The following is a 13,901-nucleotide window of genomic DNA, read 5'->3' as shown; positions in this document are numbered from 1 at the left end:
GGTCTGCTCCCCTCTTTGAATTATCGGTTGCGTTGCCCACGGCTGAGCGCGCGGGTCATCTGGGCAGCGATCTGCCCCTGGCTGCGCTGAAAACCCTGCACATCCGGTGTGCTGATGTTCATAACGATGGTGTTGCCACCGCCCCCGGCAGCGCCCCGCACACCCAGCTTGCCGTCAGGCCCCCGCGCAAGCGGCATGATGGCCTCCGGGCCGGCCTCGCCCATCACCCCCATGCCACCACGCATCCCAAAGGGTGTTGCGCCACTGACGATACCCCCTGTGGCAAAGGGCATGACACGTCCCTGACTGAACGGCGCACCGTCAGCGAAAGGCAGAATATTGTCCACCAGGCCGCCAACGCCGCTGGCCAGCAGGCCTCCCAGTTGATTTGTGACCGGCTTGATCGCCGCGTTGTAGGTCGCATTGATCATGCTGTTTGCAACCGTGTTCAGCGCATCCGACAGGTTCATGCCGTCGAAAATCACACCATCAAAGGCACTTTTCAGACCCCGGCTCAGGCTGCGTTCGAGGATGGCAACATCCCGTCCCGTTGCCTGCAGCGAAGCTTTCATGCGCTGCAGCTCTGCATCAAAGCCGTACATCAGCGAACTGGTCTGACCCAGCGTTTCGTTCAATCCGTCCGCGCGGGCTTCCAGATCATCAAAGCCACGTTCATCCGTCATCGTTCACGTCCTTTTTCTGTTCGTCCGGCCAGGCATCCATCAGTGCCTCAAGCCCACTGCTCAGCAACGGGCCGGAAGATCCGGGATCGCCCAGCAGCAGTTGCAGCTCTGCCGGTGTCAGCTGCCAGAATTCCTCTGGTCTCAGGCCAAGCCCGCGCACGCCTGCACGCAACAGTGCGGGCCAGTCGAGCCCTTGGCTCATGCGCCGGGCACCACAAAAGCCCGCGCCAGCAACTCTGCTGCCGCGCGCGCAGCGGCCATCGGTCCGCCTTCGATCTGCGCGTGCTCCAATTCATCCGCAGGCAGATCACACCGGCCACCTGCCAGCCCGGCGGCCAGCAAAGCCAGAACATCCCGACTGGTGAACTGACTGCTCTCAAACCGCTGTACGAGCTCAACAAGCGAACCCGCTTCAAGGTTGTCTTCCAGCTCCGCGAGCGCACCCAGGGTCAACCGCATGGTCTGTGGCTGGCCGTTGATCATCAGGGCCACATCACCCCTCCAGGGATTTGCCATGATCAGATTGTCGTAAAGGAGAGTGTGCCGGCACTGGCCAGCGACAACTCATATGTCGCTTCACCGTTGTGGCTGCCGCCGTATTCGATCGACGTAACCTGAAACGGCCCCTCAACGATGCCAAAATCCGGAATAACCACCTGAAACGCGGGGGCTTCACCATCAAAAAACAACTGGCGTGCACGTTCGTCTGTCGCAGCGTCGCGAAAGACACCGGAGCCGCTGATGGAGACCGACCGCACACCTGCGCCCGACAAAAGCTCCCGCCAGCCGCCCTGACTTTCCAGGCTTGTGACGTCAATGGTTTCCGCATTGAAACTCACGCGTGTCGCGCGCAGTCCCGCCAGCGTGGTAAACAGACCTGCATTGTCCATGTCGACCTTGATAAGCAGGTCTTTTCCGTTCTGAGCCCCCATGGGTTCTCTCCTCGTATGTTTTGAAAGGTTATGCGTCCGCGACGCGTGCGCGGAACCGCAGCAAAATCTCGCGCCCGGCGTTGTTGTCGATTTTCCGCGCCTGCGCGCGCTCAAACCGCAGGAAAACAAGATGGCCGCGTGACAGGGTCAGATCCGCGTCATGCAGCACATCTGACACAGCACCGGCGACAGCTTTTGCGCCGGCAAATCCCGGCTGCGTTGTTATGATGGAAATCTCGACCGTATGCAGCGCGCCGGCTCCGGTCTGGTCGGATGCGTCGCGAACACGCTCGCGCCCCAGGCTGACCCAGGTTTCCGGCACGTTGCCTGCAGGCACCGCATCATAAATGTCCGAACCCACCAGCGCGGCAAGAGCCGCGTCAGTTGTGAGCGCGTCGTAAATGGCGGCCTGCAGCGCGCCCGACATGGCGTAGCTCATACCGCTGTCTCCTCGGTTGCAAAGCAGGTGATGTAACGGCCATCCGGGTCTTCCTCGGCCACCGCCTGGATGACGAAAAGGCGCTGGCCATCCCGAAACCGCTGTTCCGGGCGTGGACGTTCCGGCGTCCCGAACGGCGCACCGCGCACAATGATCCGGTAACTCATGGCCGAAATCGGCGCGCCGGACTGGGCCGTTTCCCGCCCCGTGCGGGCGGTGACCTGAGCCCAGAGTGTGCCCAGCACCTGCCACTGGGTTACATAGCCGCCCGCCCCGTCGGGCACGCGCAGAGGCTCATCAAGCTCAAGGCGTCGGTTCAGTCGCGGCGTGCTCATCGCAGACCTCCGGCACCGATCCGCATGATGCGGTAACGCTCAATCAGACTTGTCACACCAAAGGGCATGCAACCGTCGCTGAGCGATGTTTCGTTGCGGTATTCATAGTAGTGCGCCGCCAGCAGCATGACGGCCTGACGCAGATCCGGCGGCACGACCTCCCAGACCGGGCCGAAACCCGCTTCAAACCGGATCGTCACCGAGCCGTTCTCCGGGATCGCAGGCAGCGAGCTGCCTGTGGCCCGCAACCGGGGGCGCTGGCTGTCGCGCTCAAGCCAATAGGTCTCGGACGGTGCAATTGTCTCGCTCCCGTCTCTGGCTACAATTGTCACGCCGTTAATGGCCATTACCGGTGCCAGTGGCAGGCCCTGCGCATCATGGTTCCGCCACGAAGACAGGCTCCAGCCAAAACTGCGGGTGATAAGAACCTTGCCGGTCCGTGCCTCAACCGCTCCGATTGCAGCCCGCAGGAAACCGGCCAGCACCTCGTCCTGCGCGGTGTCCTGACCGAAGCCCGTACCCAGTCGCAGATGCGCCTTGAAGTCTTCGACCGGCAGTGTGCCATCAGGCACTGTCGTCTCTTCGATCAACATCATCGAAATTCTCCAAATTTCCTGCTCCCCCGCCTCAGAAACCGGGTGCATACCAATCCGTGTTGCTCGGTCGGAGGGGAGCAGCTAGACAACACGGGACCTGCCGGTACGCACCCGGCCCGGTGCCCGGACCAAAGTCCGCGCGCCGGTATCGTCACTCAACTGTTCAGGAGGTGGCGAATTTCAGCAGCTTGATCGCGGCAAAGTCGCTCACATCGCCGCCCACGCGTTTCGTGGCGTAAAAGAGAACATTGGGTTTTGCACTGAAGGGATCGCGCAGAACCCGCAGATCAGGACGTTCGGCGATGGTGTATCCGGCGGAAAAGTCACCAAAGGCGATGGCATCCGCACCCGTTGCAGCATCCGGCATGTCCTCGGCGATCAGAACGGGATAGCCCAGCAGGCGTGCAGGCTCACTGGCAGACAGCCCGTCCGCCCAGAGGAAACGACCATCATTGTCCTTGAGTTTGCGGATCAGACCTGCCGTCTTGGAGTTCATCACAAAGGTCGCATTGGCCCGGTACCGGGCGCCCAGCGCATAGACCAGATCAATGATCGCATCGGCGGTGACACTGGCATCTGCGCCCGTTGGCACATAACCGATGTTGCCCCAGGTCCAGATATCGTTGTCCACACTGGTGTGGTTCAGAAAGCCACGCGGCTTGTCGACACCGTCACCATTTACAAAAGCCGCTGCCTCAGCGCGGGCGAACTTATCCGCAATGCGCTCGGCCAGCCAGCTTTCGATGTCGAAGGCAACGTCATCCAGCAGGCGCTGGGACGCTTTGGGCAGCGCGCTCAGCTCATGCAGCGGAATGACCACGCGATCAAACTGCGGCGTACCAGTTTCCGTGGTGTCCGCGGTCTCTGTCGCCCAGCCCGCGCCAAGGTCGGTATGATCGACCAGCACGTCATAAGAGGTCGCCTCGACATTGACGACCGAGGCCACGGAACGGATGGATGCGTTGGATTTCAGCACCGATTTCACCGTCTCGGAGGTCTGCGGATCCACCAGGAAACCGCCATCCGAATTGAGGGCTGTAGACATGGATTTCACATCCATCTCCAGGCCCCGCAGCCCATCGTCATCACCTGAGCGCAGGTAGTCGTTAAAGGCCTTCTGATGCGGCGCGCCGGCATCAACAGCACCTCCGAGAGGTGTGCGTTGGGGAGTGTGTGTTTTACGGTCCAGCATGATCAATCGCTCTTCTGTTTGTTGAAGTTTGGATTCAATTTCGTCTTGGAAGGTCTTGAAATCAGTCACAAAGCCGGTTACGGCCTGTCTGACGTCCTCAGCGGGGGACAAACCCGTCCCACCCGCCGCCTTTGCTTCGGTCTTGCTCATTCGCAGTTTCCTCAATGTGGTGTTTGCGGCCACGCACGGGGCGTGGCCCTTACAACAGGTGCGCGTCAGCGGCGCGCCAGATCAGCGCGCGCACCTTCAAAGGCGGCGGCCATGTCACGCAACGATGCGTCCAGACCGGTCTCATCCGATTTGGCGGCAACGCGCGCACTGGGCAGCATCGGGAAGGTCACAAGCGACACCTCCCACAGCTCCAGTTCGGTCAGGAGGCGCTGGCCTCCGGAATTCTTTGTGGCTTTGCGGGTGCGGTACCCGATGGACAGACCATCGATGGCGCCTGCTTCGATCAGCGCGCGGGCCTCGCGCCCCTTCTCGACGCTGTCCAGCAGCCGTCCGCTGACCCAAAGGCCCTTTGCGTCCTCGCGGACCTCGTCCCAGATACCAATGGGCTGCGCGGGATCATGCTGCCAGAGCATTTTGACCGTGCGCCCCCCTGCGGACAGCGTGGCCAGCGACGCCTTGTAGGCCCCGGGTGCGACCACGTCATTGCCCTGATCCACTGCGCCGAAAAGGCTGGCATAACCGCTGATAATATGGCCGTCCTGCACCGCGACGGCATCGCCGAACCGCGCAAACTTGTGTTCGAGCCCTGTGTCATATTCCATGACCTGTCTCCTTGAATGTCAGATGAGATTTCACCGCAGGCACCATCAGGGTGCAGCGGCCAGCAGCGATTGCAGTCCCTGCCCCAGAATCATCGCCACAATCCCGTAAACGGTCAGCCAGAGCCGCTTTTCCAGCCGCTCCATCATTTCTTCGATCCGGTCCAGGCGGCGGGCCAGGTTCGCGTGCTGGATCTCCGACACGCGCTCATGCGCCTGCAGGCGCAGCCCGGGTGCGCACTCAAATTTGTCCATAACGGATCACTCCTCTGCGCTGATGGCAGGCAGACCCAGCAATGCGCGTTTTTCGGCCTGGGTCAGAAAATCTGCCCCCGCGACACGGCTCCACTGAGCATCCCGCTCAGCGGCCAGCGCAGGCACCTGGTCCAGATCGGGTTTGAGGATCAGCGGCTCGCCGGTATAGCCCGCGATCCAGTGTGCCAGCGTGGCCGTCACCCGGGTCGCCAGCGGCAGAACCGTCAGGCGATAGAATGCACGGTGCGCTTCCTGGTAATTGGCATAGGTGGCATCCCCCTGTATCCCCAGCAGCATCGGCGGCACTCCAAAGGCCAGCGCGATTTCGCGTGCTGCGGATTCCTTTGTCTTCTGGAATTCCATGTCCGAGGGCGAGAACCCCATCGGTTTCCAGTCGAGCCCGCCTTCCAGCAGCATCGGGCGGCCCGCATTGCGCGCGCCCTGATGATGGCTCTCCATCTCCGAGACCAGCCGTTCATACTGGTCATTTCCCATCGCGCCCTGCCCCTCGGCGCCCTTGTAAACAATCGCACCCGACGGGCGCGCAGCATTGTCGAGCAGCGCCTTAGACCAGCGGCTGGCAGAATTGTGCACGTCCACCGCCATGGCCGCCGCCTGCATCGGGCTGAACCCATAGTGATCATCCTGCGGATGAAAGCTGCGGATATGACAGACGGGCTGCACATCTCCCGAGGCATCAAACCGGTGTTTGCGCCCGCCCACGGCATATTCATAGGCCACAGGCCAGCCATCGGCACCCGGCACCACGCTCATCCGGTCAGAGCGCAGAATATGCAGCTCCACCGGCGCGCCCGCATCGCCGGCCACCGCCTCTACATAACCGTTCCCGGTCAGCAGCAACTGGGCATAGAGCGCCTCAAGCAGTTCGGCACGGCCCTGCATGGGGTTGGGCTGGGATACCAGCGTCATCAGCGGGTGTGTCTCATAGCGCTGATCCGCGTCCTGCAGCACCAGCGGCAGGGCAGCCGCTGCCTCCGCAATCAGCTTGACCGATCGGAACCCCACCGGGTTGCCGGAAAAGCCGGTCCGTGTCAGCGACACCGCATCGCGCGGGCTCCAGGCAACGCGGCCCGAACTCTGCCAGGCCACAACCGGACCCGTGGCGCTGGCCTTCTGCTCGGGCACCTCCGCCTGTCCGGTTCGCTTCAGAAAGTCAAAAACCATTGTGTCGCTCCTCAAAAGTGTTCCCGTGCAGCGCGGACAGCGCGCACGACTTCACAGCCCGCTCACACGGGCCGCCACTGCATCGATGTTCAGAAAATCTCGTGTCGCCGGTTTTACAGAGAACGCACCCTTGGTGCCCGCCATTTGGCCACCGGCTCAATCATCAGCGCGTGCAGCGCCCAGACCAGGGCATCCACCCGGTCAGGCGATCCGCGCCCCTCGTATCCCTTGACCGTCATCCGGCACATCTGATCCTCAAGCTCTCCGAGCCCGGGCATGTGCCGCACACGCCCCTGTTCATACAGCGCCGCGATGGGTTCGGCCCGGGCGGATTTGCCCCGGCTGGCATGCACGGCCGTGTAAGGCACCAGCGGATCCACCTGGCGCAGCACTTCCTCCACCATCTGGCCGCCCTGGTTAACCTCGGCCACCAGACGGTCTGCGCCGTATTGCTCCATCGCCTCGATTGCGGCATTGGCCCAGCCCACCGGGCTCGCACCTGCCACCGTGCAATCGGCCAGAACCACCGCGCGCCAGTTCTGCGGCGGCCCCTGCATCGTAACACCTGCTACAATGATCCCGCATTCGTCCGAAGCTTTTCCCCCGGTCACGGACGGATCCAGCGCCACCACAATCCTGTCCAACGCATGGGCCTCCCGGACACGGGCGGCCTCGATCCCTGCGGTGGTCCAGAGCGCGCCTTCGGCATCCTCCAGCAGCACGCCGTCCAGTTCCTGACGGCCCAGCCGTGTGCCTGCGTAACGTGCCCGCACCTCATCCAGAAAAGAGGCCGCGAGATTTGCGGCGTTCGCCTCTGTTGCGGCATGGGTCACAACCGTCGAGGGCGACTTGAGCAGCTCTTTCAGAACCCCCACGTTGCGCGGGGTTGTTGTCACACAGACCTGCGGACGATCTCCCAGACGCAGCGAAAACTGCAGCATATCCCAGGTGTCCTCGGCCTTTTTCCACTTGGCCAGCTCATCCACCCAGGCCGCATCAAACTGTGGTCCGCGCAATCCTTCGGGATCGAACGCGGAATGGACGGTGGCAATGGCACCGTTCGGCCAGACCAGCCGTTTGCGGCCAGCCTCCCAGACGGGTGTTCTGTCGGGCGGCGAACAGGCCAGAATGCCACTGTCGCCGAAAATCATCACTTCGCGTACCTGATCAATGGTCTCCCCCACCAGGGCCACGCGCCGCGCACGCCCCTCATCGAGAGGTTTTGAGCCCTCCACCTGTGACCGGACCCATTCAGCACCGGCGCGCGTTTTACCCGCACCCCGTCCGCCCATGATCACCCAGGATCGCCAGTCCCCTTCGGGCGGCAGCTGGTGCGGCATGGCCCAGAACTCAAAAAGGTAAGGGAGAGCCAGAAGCTCTCCCTCATCAAGTTCATTCAGGAAGGTCTGCTGCACGTCGTGTGCAGCGGAGCCGATCCAGCTTGCACCCGATATCAGCCCGTGCTTTTTCAAGGTCGAGGGCATAGCCCCCGCGGGCAATACCGGCGGTTTTGCTTCGGCATTCGACAAGGCGGTTCTCCACTTCCTGGCAGGTTCTCAGCAGCGACGTCGCCGATGCCACTGATTTGCTGCCCTGCGTCGTCTGAAATTCCTCACCTGCGCGGACCTTCTCTTTGAGGTCTTCAAGTTCTTTGCGCAGATCTCTGATGGATCCGATAACGGAGTTCAGAAGATCTTCAGATTGCGACGCTACGTGCTCCGGGGTCATAGTAGTCATTCAGGTTCTACCTCTCATGCGCGTAGGTCTCCGCACGAGAAAAACGAAAAAACGACCCGTCGGGATCACTCCCGGGGTCGTTTGCCCATTTCTTCCAGCATGTCACAAGTTATACGCAAGACCGTACGCAGAGTCAAGAAAAAACCATGCAAGGTCAAATGCTTGACCGTACGGTGCCATTAACGAATTGCTAAAGCAAAGACCCCGGAAAGCAGCAATCCCCTGTGTTTAAAGGCCTTCCGGGCTGCGTGCGGTTCAGGTTGACCAAAGGTCAGTTACCAGTGGACTGCTGCTGGCGTTCCGCCTCGATTTTGCGCCATTCGGCCACGTTGCGGTTGTGCTCGTCCAGCGTTTCCGCAAAGGCGTGACCACCCGTGCCGTCCGCCACAAAGAAGATATAGGGCGTCTCTTCGGGCCGCGCCGCAGCCTCCAGGCTGGCGAGCCCCGGGTTGGCAATCGGCGTCGGTGGCAGCCCCTCGATCACATAGGTGTTCCAGGGGGTCGCTGCGCGCAGTTCGCTCTGGCGCAGCCCGCGGCCCAGTACGCCCCGCCCTTCGGTCACACCATAGATCACTGTGGGGTCTGTCTGCAGGCGCATGCCACGGTTCAGGCGGTTAACAAAAACACTGGCCACCTGGCCGCGCTCTTCGGCCACGCCGGTTTCCTTCTCGATGATCGAGGCCAGCACCAGCAGTTCTTCCGGCGTCTCAACGGGCAGGTTTTCGTCCCGCGCTGCCCAGACCTCGGCGACCCGCTCAAGCTGCTGTTCGGTCATGCGCTCAATGACCTCAGCGCGGGTATCGCCGGGCCGGACTTCATAGCTGTCCGGTGCCAGCGCCCCCTCAGGCGGCAGCTCAGCTACCTCGCCCTCCAGCACATCCATCGCTTTCAGGCTTTCCACCACCTGCCAACTCGTGACGCCTTCTGCCAGGGCCACACGGAACCGCGTTCCGGCACTTTCCTTACGGTCCAGATAGATCTCCGGCGCGTCATCTTCCGCCGGGTTAAAGGCGGCTTTCTCCTCAAACCGGCCCGACACCGGGTCAAGCTCGCGCAGCTGCACGTTCACGCGGTTCACACCGACACGGTACACCACTTCAGTCCCGCAGGTGCTGGCACCGCCCCGGGTCACCGCATCGACGATCTCGGCCATGGAGGCCCCGGGCCCCACAAGATAACTGCCCGCTTTCAGATCGCCGGATTTGTCCGCATAGTCGGCACCGATGCGAAAGAGCGGGGCCGAACTGACAGCCCCCTGTGCCTCAAGCTGTTCGCTGACACGGCGCATGGTGCTGCCCCGGTCCACCTGAACACAGGCCGCCTCTGCCAGAGGTCCCGGCCCCTGGTACTGCCGCTGCCCCCAGAGGATCACGCCCCCCATGAGAAAAAGCAGCACAATCAGCGCTGTCACCGCATTGGAAGCGATATGTCGCCACATCAGCTGACTTTCCCAAAGACAACGCTCGCATTGGTGCCGCCAAAGCCAAAGGAATTGGACAGCGCCACATTGATCTCGCGTTCGCGTTTGGCGTTGGGCGCCAGATCAATCGGTGTCTCAACCGCCGGGTTGTCCAGGTTGATCGTGGGCGGTGCTACCTGGTCGCGGATCGCGAGGATCGAGAAGATCGCCTCAATCGCACCCGCAGCACCCAGCAGGTGGCCGGTGGCGGATTTGGTCGAGGACATCGTTACCTTGCCCGCGTGCTCACCCATCAGACGCTCCACAGCGCCCAGCTCGATGGTGTCGGCCATGGTCGAGGTGCCGTGTGCGTTGATGTAATCCACTTCAGAGGGCTCAACACCGGCATTGCGCAGCGCATTGCGCATGGAACGCTCGCCGCCCTCACCATCCTCGGACGGCGCTGTGATGTGATAGGCATCGCCGGACAGGCCATAACCCAGCACTTCGGCATAGATTTTCGCGCCGCGCGCTTTGGCGTGCTCGTATTCTTCCAGCACCACAATGCCTGCGCCCTCGCCCATCACGAATCCGTCGCGGTCCGCATCATAGGGGCGGCTGGCTTTCTGCGGGTCATCCCCGCGTTTTGTGCTCAGAGCCTTACAGGCGTTGAACCCGGCAATGCCGATCTCGCAGATCGCCGCTTCGGCCCCACCTGCAACCATCACATCCGCATCGCCGTGCTGGATCAGACGCGAAGCATCGCCAATGGCATGGGCCCCGGTCGAACAGGCCGTCACAACCGAGTGGTTCGGCCCTTTGAAGCCATAGCGGATCGACACCTGACCCGAGATCAGGTTGATCAGCGCGCCCGGCACAAAGAAGGGCGACACGCGGCGCGGGCCCTTTTCGGCCATCATCACGGCTGTGTTCGCGATAGAGTTCAGCCCACCGATCCCCGAGCCGATCAGCACGCCTGTACGCTCCAGGCTTTCTTTATCCTCAGGGGTCCAGCCCGCGTCCTCAACGGCCTGCTGGGCGGCCGCCAGACCAAAGAGAATAAAGGTATCCACCTTGCGCTGCTCTTTGGGCTCCATGTATTTGCCGGCATCAAAGGTGCCGTCGCTGCCATCGCCCAGGGGTACTTCGCAGGCGTACTGCGTGACCAGTTTGCTCGGGTCAAATCCTGTGATGGGGCCCGCGCCGGACTGTCCGTCCAGAATGCGTGACCAGCTTTCCTCGACGCCGTCAGCCAAAGGTGTGACCAGGCCAAGACCGGTGATGACTACTCTGCGCATTTTGCTGCCCCCTTCATTTCGGTGATCCCCATATAGCGAGGTGCCTCATCTGTGCAAGGGCCTGCGCACGCTGCCGCGCAGCGACACCGCTATTGCGGCGGCCCTTTGCGAACCATCAGCGTGACCGGATCGCCCTCAAGCTCTGTGTCGCGCAAATGCTGGTAGCCCATGGCCTCCGCAATCCGAAACGACGGTGTGTTTTCGGGTGCGATCATGCACACCAGCTGCCCGGTAATGACCCGGTCAAACCAGTCATGCGCCGCGCGCACAGCCTCAATGCCAAACCCCTGCCCGTGCGCATCCGGTGCCAGCACCCAGCCGGCCTCGGGAAAACTGTCAAAATCATCGCCCAGATCCCGTTTGGCATAGAAAAATCCCGCCTGTCCGGACATCTCGGGCGCACGGTGGCGGTGAATGGCCCACTGGCCAAAGCCGGTGATCTGCCAGTGGCCCGCATTGCGCAGAAACGCCGCCCAGGCTTTGCTGCGGGGCCACGGCGCGCCGTCGATATACTCAACGACCCCGGGCATCGACCAGATTTCGGCAAAGCGGCTGAAATCCTCGGCGCGCATGCCGCGCAGGGTCAGTCGCTGCGTATTGATTGTCGGGATCGTGCGCGACATGTGTCCGGCCTCAAACCAAATGCGGGGCTTTGCGCCCTCTGTTGGGATCAATGATGCGCAGGACGCGGGGGCAGTTCAAGCCCCTGGCACCCGCAGCGCACAAAAAAGGCGTCTCTCCGCATGGAAAGACGCCGTTTCTTGCTCACAGACCGGGCCGACCCGGCCCGGGCTCAGGATGCTTCTGTGATAAACTTCACCGCATCGCCGAATGTCTGAATGGTTTCGGCTGCGTCATCGGGGATTTCGATGCCGAATTCTTCCTCGAATGCCATCACCAGCTCAACCGTGTCGAGACTGTCAGCACCCAGATCGTCGATGAACGACGCATTCTCGGTTACTTTGTCTTCTTCAACACCAAGGTGCTCAACAACGATTTTCTTAACGCGATCTGCGATGTCGCTCATAGTAATCCCTCATTCTTTTCGGGCCATATTCAGGGCCCCCTTTGGTTGCGGCTGCCCCGGCTTGCCGGGGGTGAGGCCGCGTTTGCCCCAAAAGGGGCGGCTCTTGCCCGGTCTGCTGCGAAACCTGTCACAACTCCGGGGCGGTGGCGTGTCTGATTTCTCAGCCGCCGATTCCGTTCTGCGCCCCCTCTAGCATAAGCTGAAGGGATGGCAAACAGATTGTGAAGACCCGTTTTACGGGAACCTCCACCGCTTACAACATGGCCATACCGCCGTTTACATGCAAGGTCGTTCCAGTAACATACCCTGCCTCCGGGCTCGCAAGATAGAGAACAGAGGAGGCGATTTCCGCCGGTGTTCCCATGCGCCCGGCCGGGACCTGCCCCAGAATGGCGGCTTTCTGATCATCGTTCAGTTTGTCGGTCATTGCCGTCTCGATAAAGCCCGGCGCCACGGCATTTACGGTAATCCCGCGGCTGGCCACCTCATAGGCCAGGCTCTTTGTCATGCCCAGCACTCCAGCCTTGGAGGCGGCATAATTGGCCTGGCCCGGATTGCCGGTTGATCCCACAACCGAGGTGATGTTCACAATCCGCCCCCAGCGCGCTTTCATCATACCGCGCATCACACCCTTGCACAGGCGGAAGGTCGCCGTCAGGTTCACATCCAGGACCGACTGCCATTCATCGTCTGACATGCGCATAAAGAGGTTGTCGCGGGTGATCCCGGCGTTGTTGATCAGAATATCCACCGATCCCATTGCGGCCCCTGCCTCTTTCGGCAGCGCGTCCACAGCCTCCATATCGCTGAGGTTACAGGGCAGCACATGCGCCCGCCCGCCCAGCTCAGCCGCCAGCGCCTCCAGCGGGCCGGTGCGTGTGCCCGACAGACCCACCGTGGCCCCCGCCGCATGCAGGCTGCGCGCAATCCCCGCGCCGATGCCCCCTGATGCACCGGTGACCAGTGCGTTTTTCCCTGTCAGATCAAACATATCGTCTCTCCTGCTCAGGCCCCGAGGGCCGCTTTGATATCGTCCGGCGTCCCGATGCTCCGGGTCCCGGCTTCTTTTGCGATGCGGCGGATCATGCCGCTCAGCGCTTTGCCCGCACCGATTTCCCAGAACTCCGTGACACCGTTCGCCGCCATCCATTCCACCGACGAACTCCAGCGCACCTGGCCTGTGACCTGCGCGATCAGCAGTTTTCTGATGTCCGCCGGGTCCGTCACCGCCTCCGCCGTCACGTTGGCCACCAGCGGCACAGAGGGCGCATTCATCTCAACGGTTTGGAGCGCCTCAGCCATCTTTTCGGCAGCCGGGGCCATCAGTTCACAATGAAACGGTGCGGAAACCGGCAGCATCAGCGCGCGTTTCGCACCGGCCTCTTTGGCCAGCGCACAGGCGCGTTCCACAGCGGCTTTATTGCCTGAAACGACATTCTGCGCGGGATCATTCTGGTTTGCCACCTGACAGACCTGACCTTCGGCGGCATCGGCGGCAACTTTTGTGACCGTATCGAAATCCAGCCCCAGCACGGCCGCCATGGCACCCTCGCCCACCGGCACAGCCTGCTGCATCGCCAGACCCCGCGTGCGCAGCAGCCGGGCAGCATCCGCCACAGAAAAGGTGCCCGCCGCTGCCAGCGCCGAATATTCGCCCAGCGAATGACCCGCCACATGGCTCACACGGTCCATGCCCAGCCCCTCGGCCTCCAGCGCCCGCAGCGCCGCCACAGAGGTCGCCATCAGCGCCGGCTGCGCATTCTCTGTCAGGGTCAGCGTTTCAATATCGCCCTCCCAGATCAGATCGCTGAGGTTTTCCCCCAGTGCCGCGTCCACCTCGTCGAAAACGGCGCGTGCCGCAGGCCAGGCCTCTGCCAGCGCCCGGCCCATGCCGATTGTCTGCGCGCCCTGTCCGGGAAAAACGAATGCAATGCTCATCTGTACCGCCCCTTTATACCTTCTGTGCATGGATTAGCCTGCCCGCGCGTCAAGGGCAACGGCACCCGCCTGTGAAATCCCACCATAACGCGCATGACCTGTGCGCTGGAACGGA

The 13,901-nt window shown here is 62.1% G+C and carries 19 protein-coding genes; all 19 read right to left on the bottom strand.

Translation table 11 applies throughout. The features are described 5' to 3' along the window. Positions 1–20 precede the first annotated feature (20 nt). The 19 genes from Q1A34_RS00820 to fabD all read right to left on the bottom strand — a co-directional run bounded on the left by Q1A34_RS00820 (position 21) and on the right by fabD (position 13,786). Positions 21–683, bottom strand: coding sequence for a phage tail tape measure protein (locus tag Q1A34_RS00820; RefSeq protein WP_300029412.1), 663 nt, complete (start codon positions 681–683; stop codon positions 21–23). Further along, entirely contained in the window at positions 673–885 is a 213-nt protein-coding gene (locus Q1A34_RS00815; RefSeq protein ID WP_300029409.1) for a rcc01693 family protein, read from the bottom strand. Before Q1A34_RS00815 ends, Q1A34_RS00820 begins: the two co-directional genes overlap by 11 nt. Continuing rightward, complete coding sequence (locus Q1A34_RS00810; RefSeq protein ID WP_300029407.1) at positions 882–1,199, bottom strand: gene transfer agent family protein; 318 nt, start codon at positions 1,197–1,199, stop codon at positions 882–884. The genes Q1A34_RS00815 and Q1A34_RS00810 overlap by 4 nt, the downstream gene beginning before the upstream one ends. 2 nt (positions 1,200–1,201) lie before the next feature. Beyond that, positions 1,202–1,615 (bottom strand): phage major tail protein, TP901-1 family, encoded by a 414-nt coding sequence (locus tag Q1A34_RS00805; RefSeq protein ID WP_300029404.1) that lies wholly within the window; start codon positions 1,613–1,615, stop codon positions 1,202–1,204. Between the two features lie 28 nt (positions 1,616–1,643). Further along, the gene (locus tag Q1A34_RS00800) at positions 1,644–2,054 is read right to left on the bottom strand and encodes a DUF3168 domain-containing protein (RefSeq protein WP_300029401.1); all 411 of its coding nucleotides are present in this window, start codon (positions 2,052–2,054) and stop codon (positions 1,644–1,646) included. Continuing rightward, positions 2,051–2,389 carry a head-tail adaptor protein gene (locus Q1A34_RS00795; RefSeq protein WP_300029398.1) on the bottom strand — a complete coding sequence of 113 codons (339 nt, stop codon included), beginning with the start codon at positions 2,387–2,389 and terminating at the stop codon, positions 2,051–2,053. The genes Q1A34_RS00800 and Q1A34_RS00795 overlap by 4 nt, the downstream gene beginning before the upstream one ends. Further along, a complete protein-coding gene (locus Q1A34_RS00790; RefSeq protein ID WP_300029395.1) occupies positions 2,386–2,985 on the bottom strand; it encodes a head-tail connector protein in 600 nt (199 codons plus the stop codon). The genes Q1A34_RS00795 and Q1A34_RS00790 overlap by 4 nt, the downstream gene beginning before the upstream one ends. A 163-nt stretch (positions 2,986–3,148) precedes the next feature. Next, positions 3,149–4,327, bottom strand: coding sequence for a phage major capsid protein (locus Q1A34_RS00785; protein WP_300029393.1), 1,179 nt, complete (start codon positions 4,325–4,327; stop codon positions 3,149–3,151). Between the two features lie 65 nt (positions 4,328–4,392). Then, the gene (locus tag Q1A34_RS00780) at positions 4,393–4,950 is read right to left on the bottom strand and encodes an HK97 family phage prohead protease (protein ID WP_300029390.1); all 558 of its coding nucleotides are present in this window, start codon (positions 4,948–4,950) and stop codon (positions 4,393–4,395) included. A gap of 45 nt (positions 4,951–4,995) precedes the next feature. Next, positions 4,996–5,202 carry a hypothetical protein gene (locus Q1A34_RS00775; protein WP_300029387.1) on the bottom strand — a complete coding sequence of 69 codons (207 nt, stop codon included), beginning with the start codon at positions 5,200–5,202 and terminating at the stop codon, positions 4,996–4,998. 6 nt (positions 5,203–5,208) lie between these two features. Then, on the bottom strand, positions 5,209–6,387 hold the full coding sequence (locus tag Q1A34_RS00770) for a phage portal protein (protein ID WP_300029385.1): 1,179 nt from the start codon (positions 6,385–6,387) through the stop codon (positions 5,209–5,211). A 113-nt stretch (positions 6,388–6,500) separates the two neighbouring features. Then, positions 6,501–7,727, bottom strand: a complete 1,227-nt coding sequence (locus Q1A34_RS00765) for a terminase family protein (RefSeq protein WP_300032296.1) — start codon at positions 7,725–7,727, stop codon at positions 6,501–6,503. Positions 7,728–7,779: 52 nt separating this feature from the next. Further along, positions 7,780–8,124 carry a hypothetical protein gene (locus tag Q1A34_RS00760; protein WP_300029382.1) on the bottom strand — a complete coding sequence of 115 codons (345 nt, stop codon included), beginning with the start codon at positions 8,122–8,124 and terminating at the stop codon, positions 7,780–7,782. A 271-nt stretch (positions 8,125–8,395) separates the two neighbouring features. After that, positions 8,396–9,562 (bottom strand): endolytic transglycosylase MltG, encoded by a 1,167-nt coding sequence (mltG, locus tag Q1A34_RS00755; RefSeq protein WP_300029380.1) that lies wholly within the window; start codon positions 9,560–9,562, stop codon positions 8,396–8,398. After that, complete coding sequence (gene fabF, locus Q1A34_RS00750) at positions 9,562–10,821, bottom strand: beta-ketoacyl-ACP synthase II (RefSeq protein ID WP_300029377.1); 1,260 nt, start codon at positions 10,819–10,821, stop codon at positions 9,562–9,564. Before fabF ends, mltG begins: the two co-directional genes overlap by 1 nt. An 89-nt stretch (positions 10,822–10,910) precedes the next feature. Further along, a complete protein-coding gene (locus Q1A34_RS00745) occupies positions 10,911–11,444 on the bottom strand; it encodes a GNAT family N-acetyltransferase (RefSeq protein WP_300029374.1) in 534 nt (177 codons plus the stop codon). Positions 11,445–11,614: 170 nt separating this feature from the next. Then, positions 11,615–11,848 carry an acyl carrier protein gene (locus tag Q1A34_RS00740; RefSeq protein WP_066009325.1) on the bottom strand — a complete coding sequence of 78 codons (234 nt, stop codon included), beginning with the start codon at positions 11,846–11,848 and terminating at the stop codon, positions 11,615–11,617. A gap of 253 nt (positions 11,849–12,101) precedes the next feature. Continuing rightward, positions 12,102–12,839, bottom strand: a complete 738-nt coding sequence (gene fabG / locus Q1A34_RS00735) for a 3-oxoacyl-ACP reductase FabG (protein WP_300029372.1) — start codon at positions 12,837–12,839, stop codon at positions 12,102–12,104. Between the two features lie 14 nt (positions 12,840–12,853). Further along, the gene (gene fabD / locus Q1A34_RS00730; RefSeq protein WP_300029369.1) at positions 12,854–13,786 is read right to left on the bottom strand and encodes an ACP S-malonyltransferase; all 933 of its coding nucleotides are present in this window, start codon (positions 13,784–13,786) and stop codon (positions 12,854–12,856) included. Between the last annotated feature and the right edge of the window lie 115 nt (positions 13,787–13,901).

It is taken from the genome of uncultured Roseobacter sp. (assembly GCF_947491795.1).
Classification (GTDB): Bacteria; Pseudomonadota; Alphaproteobacteria; order Rhodobacterales; family Rhodobacteraceae; genus Roseobacter.
The sequence above is the reverse complement of the archived record's forward strand: the minus strand, read 5'-3'. Positions and strand labels throughout refer to the sequence as shown.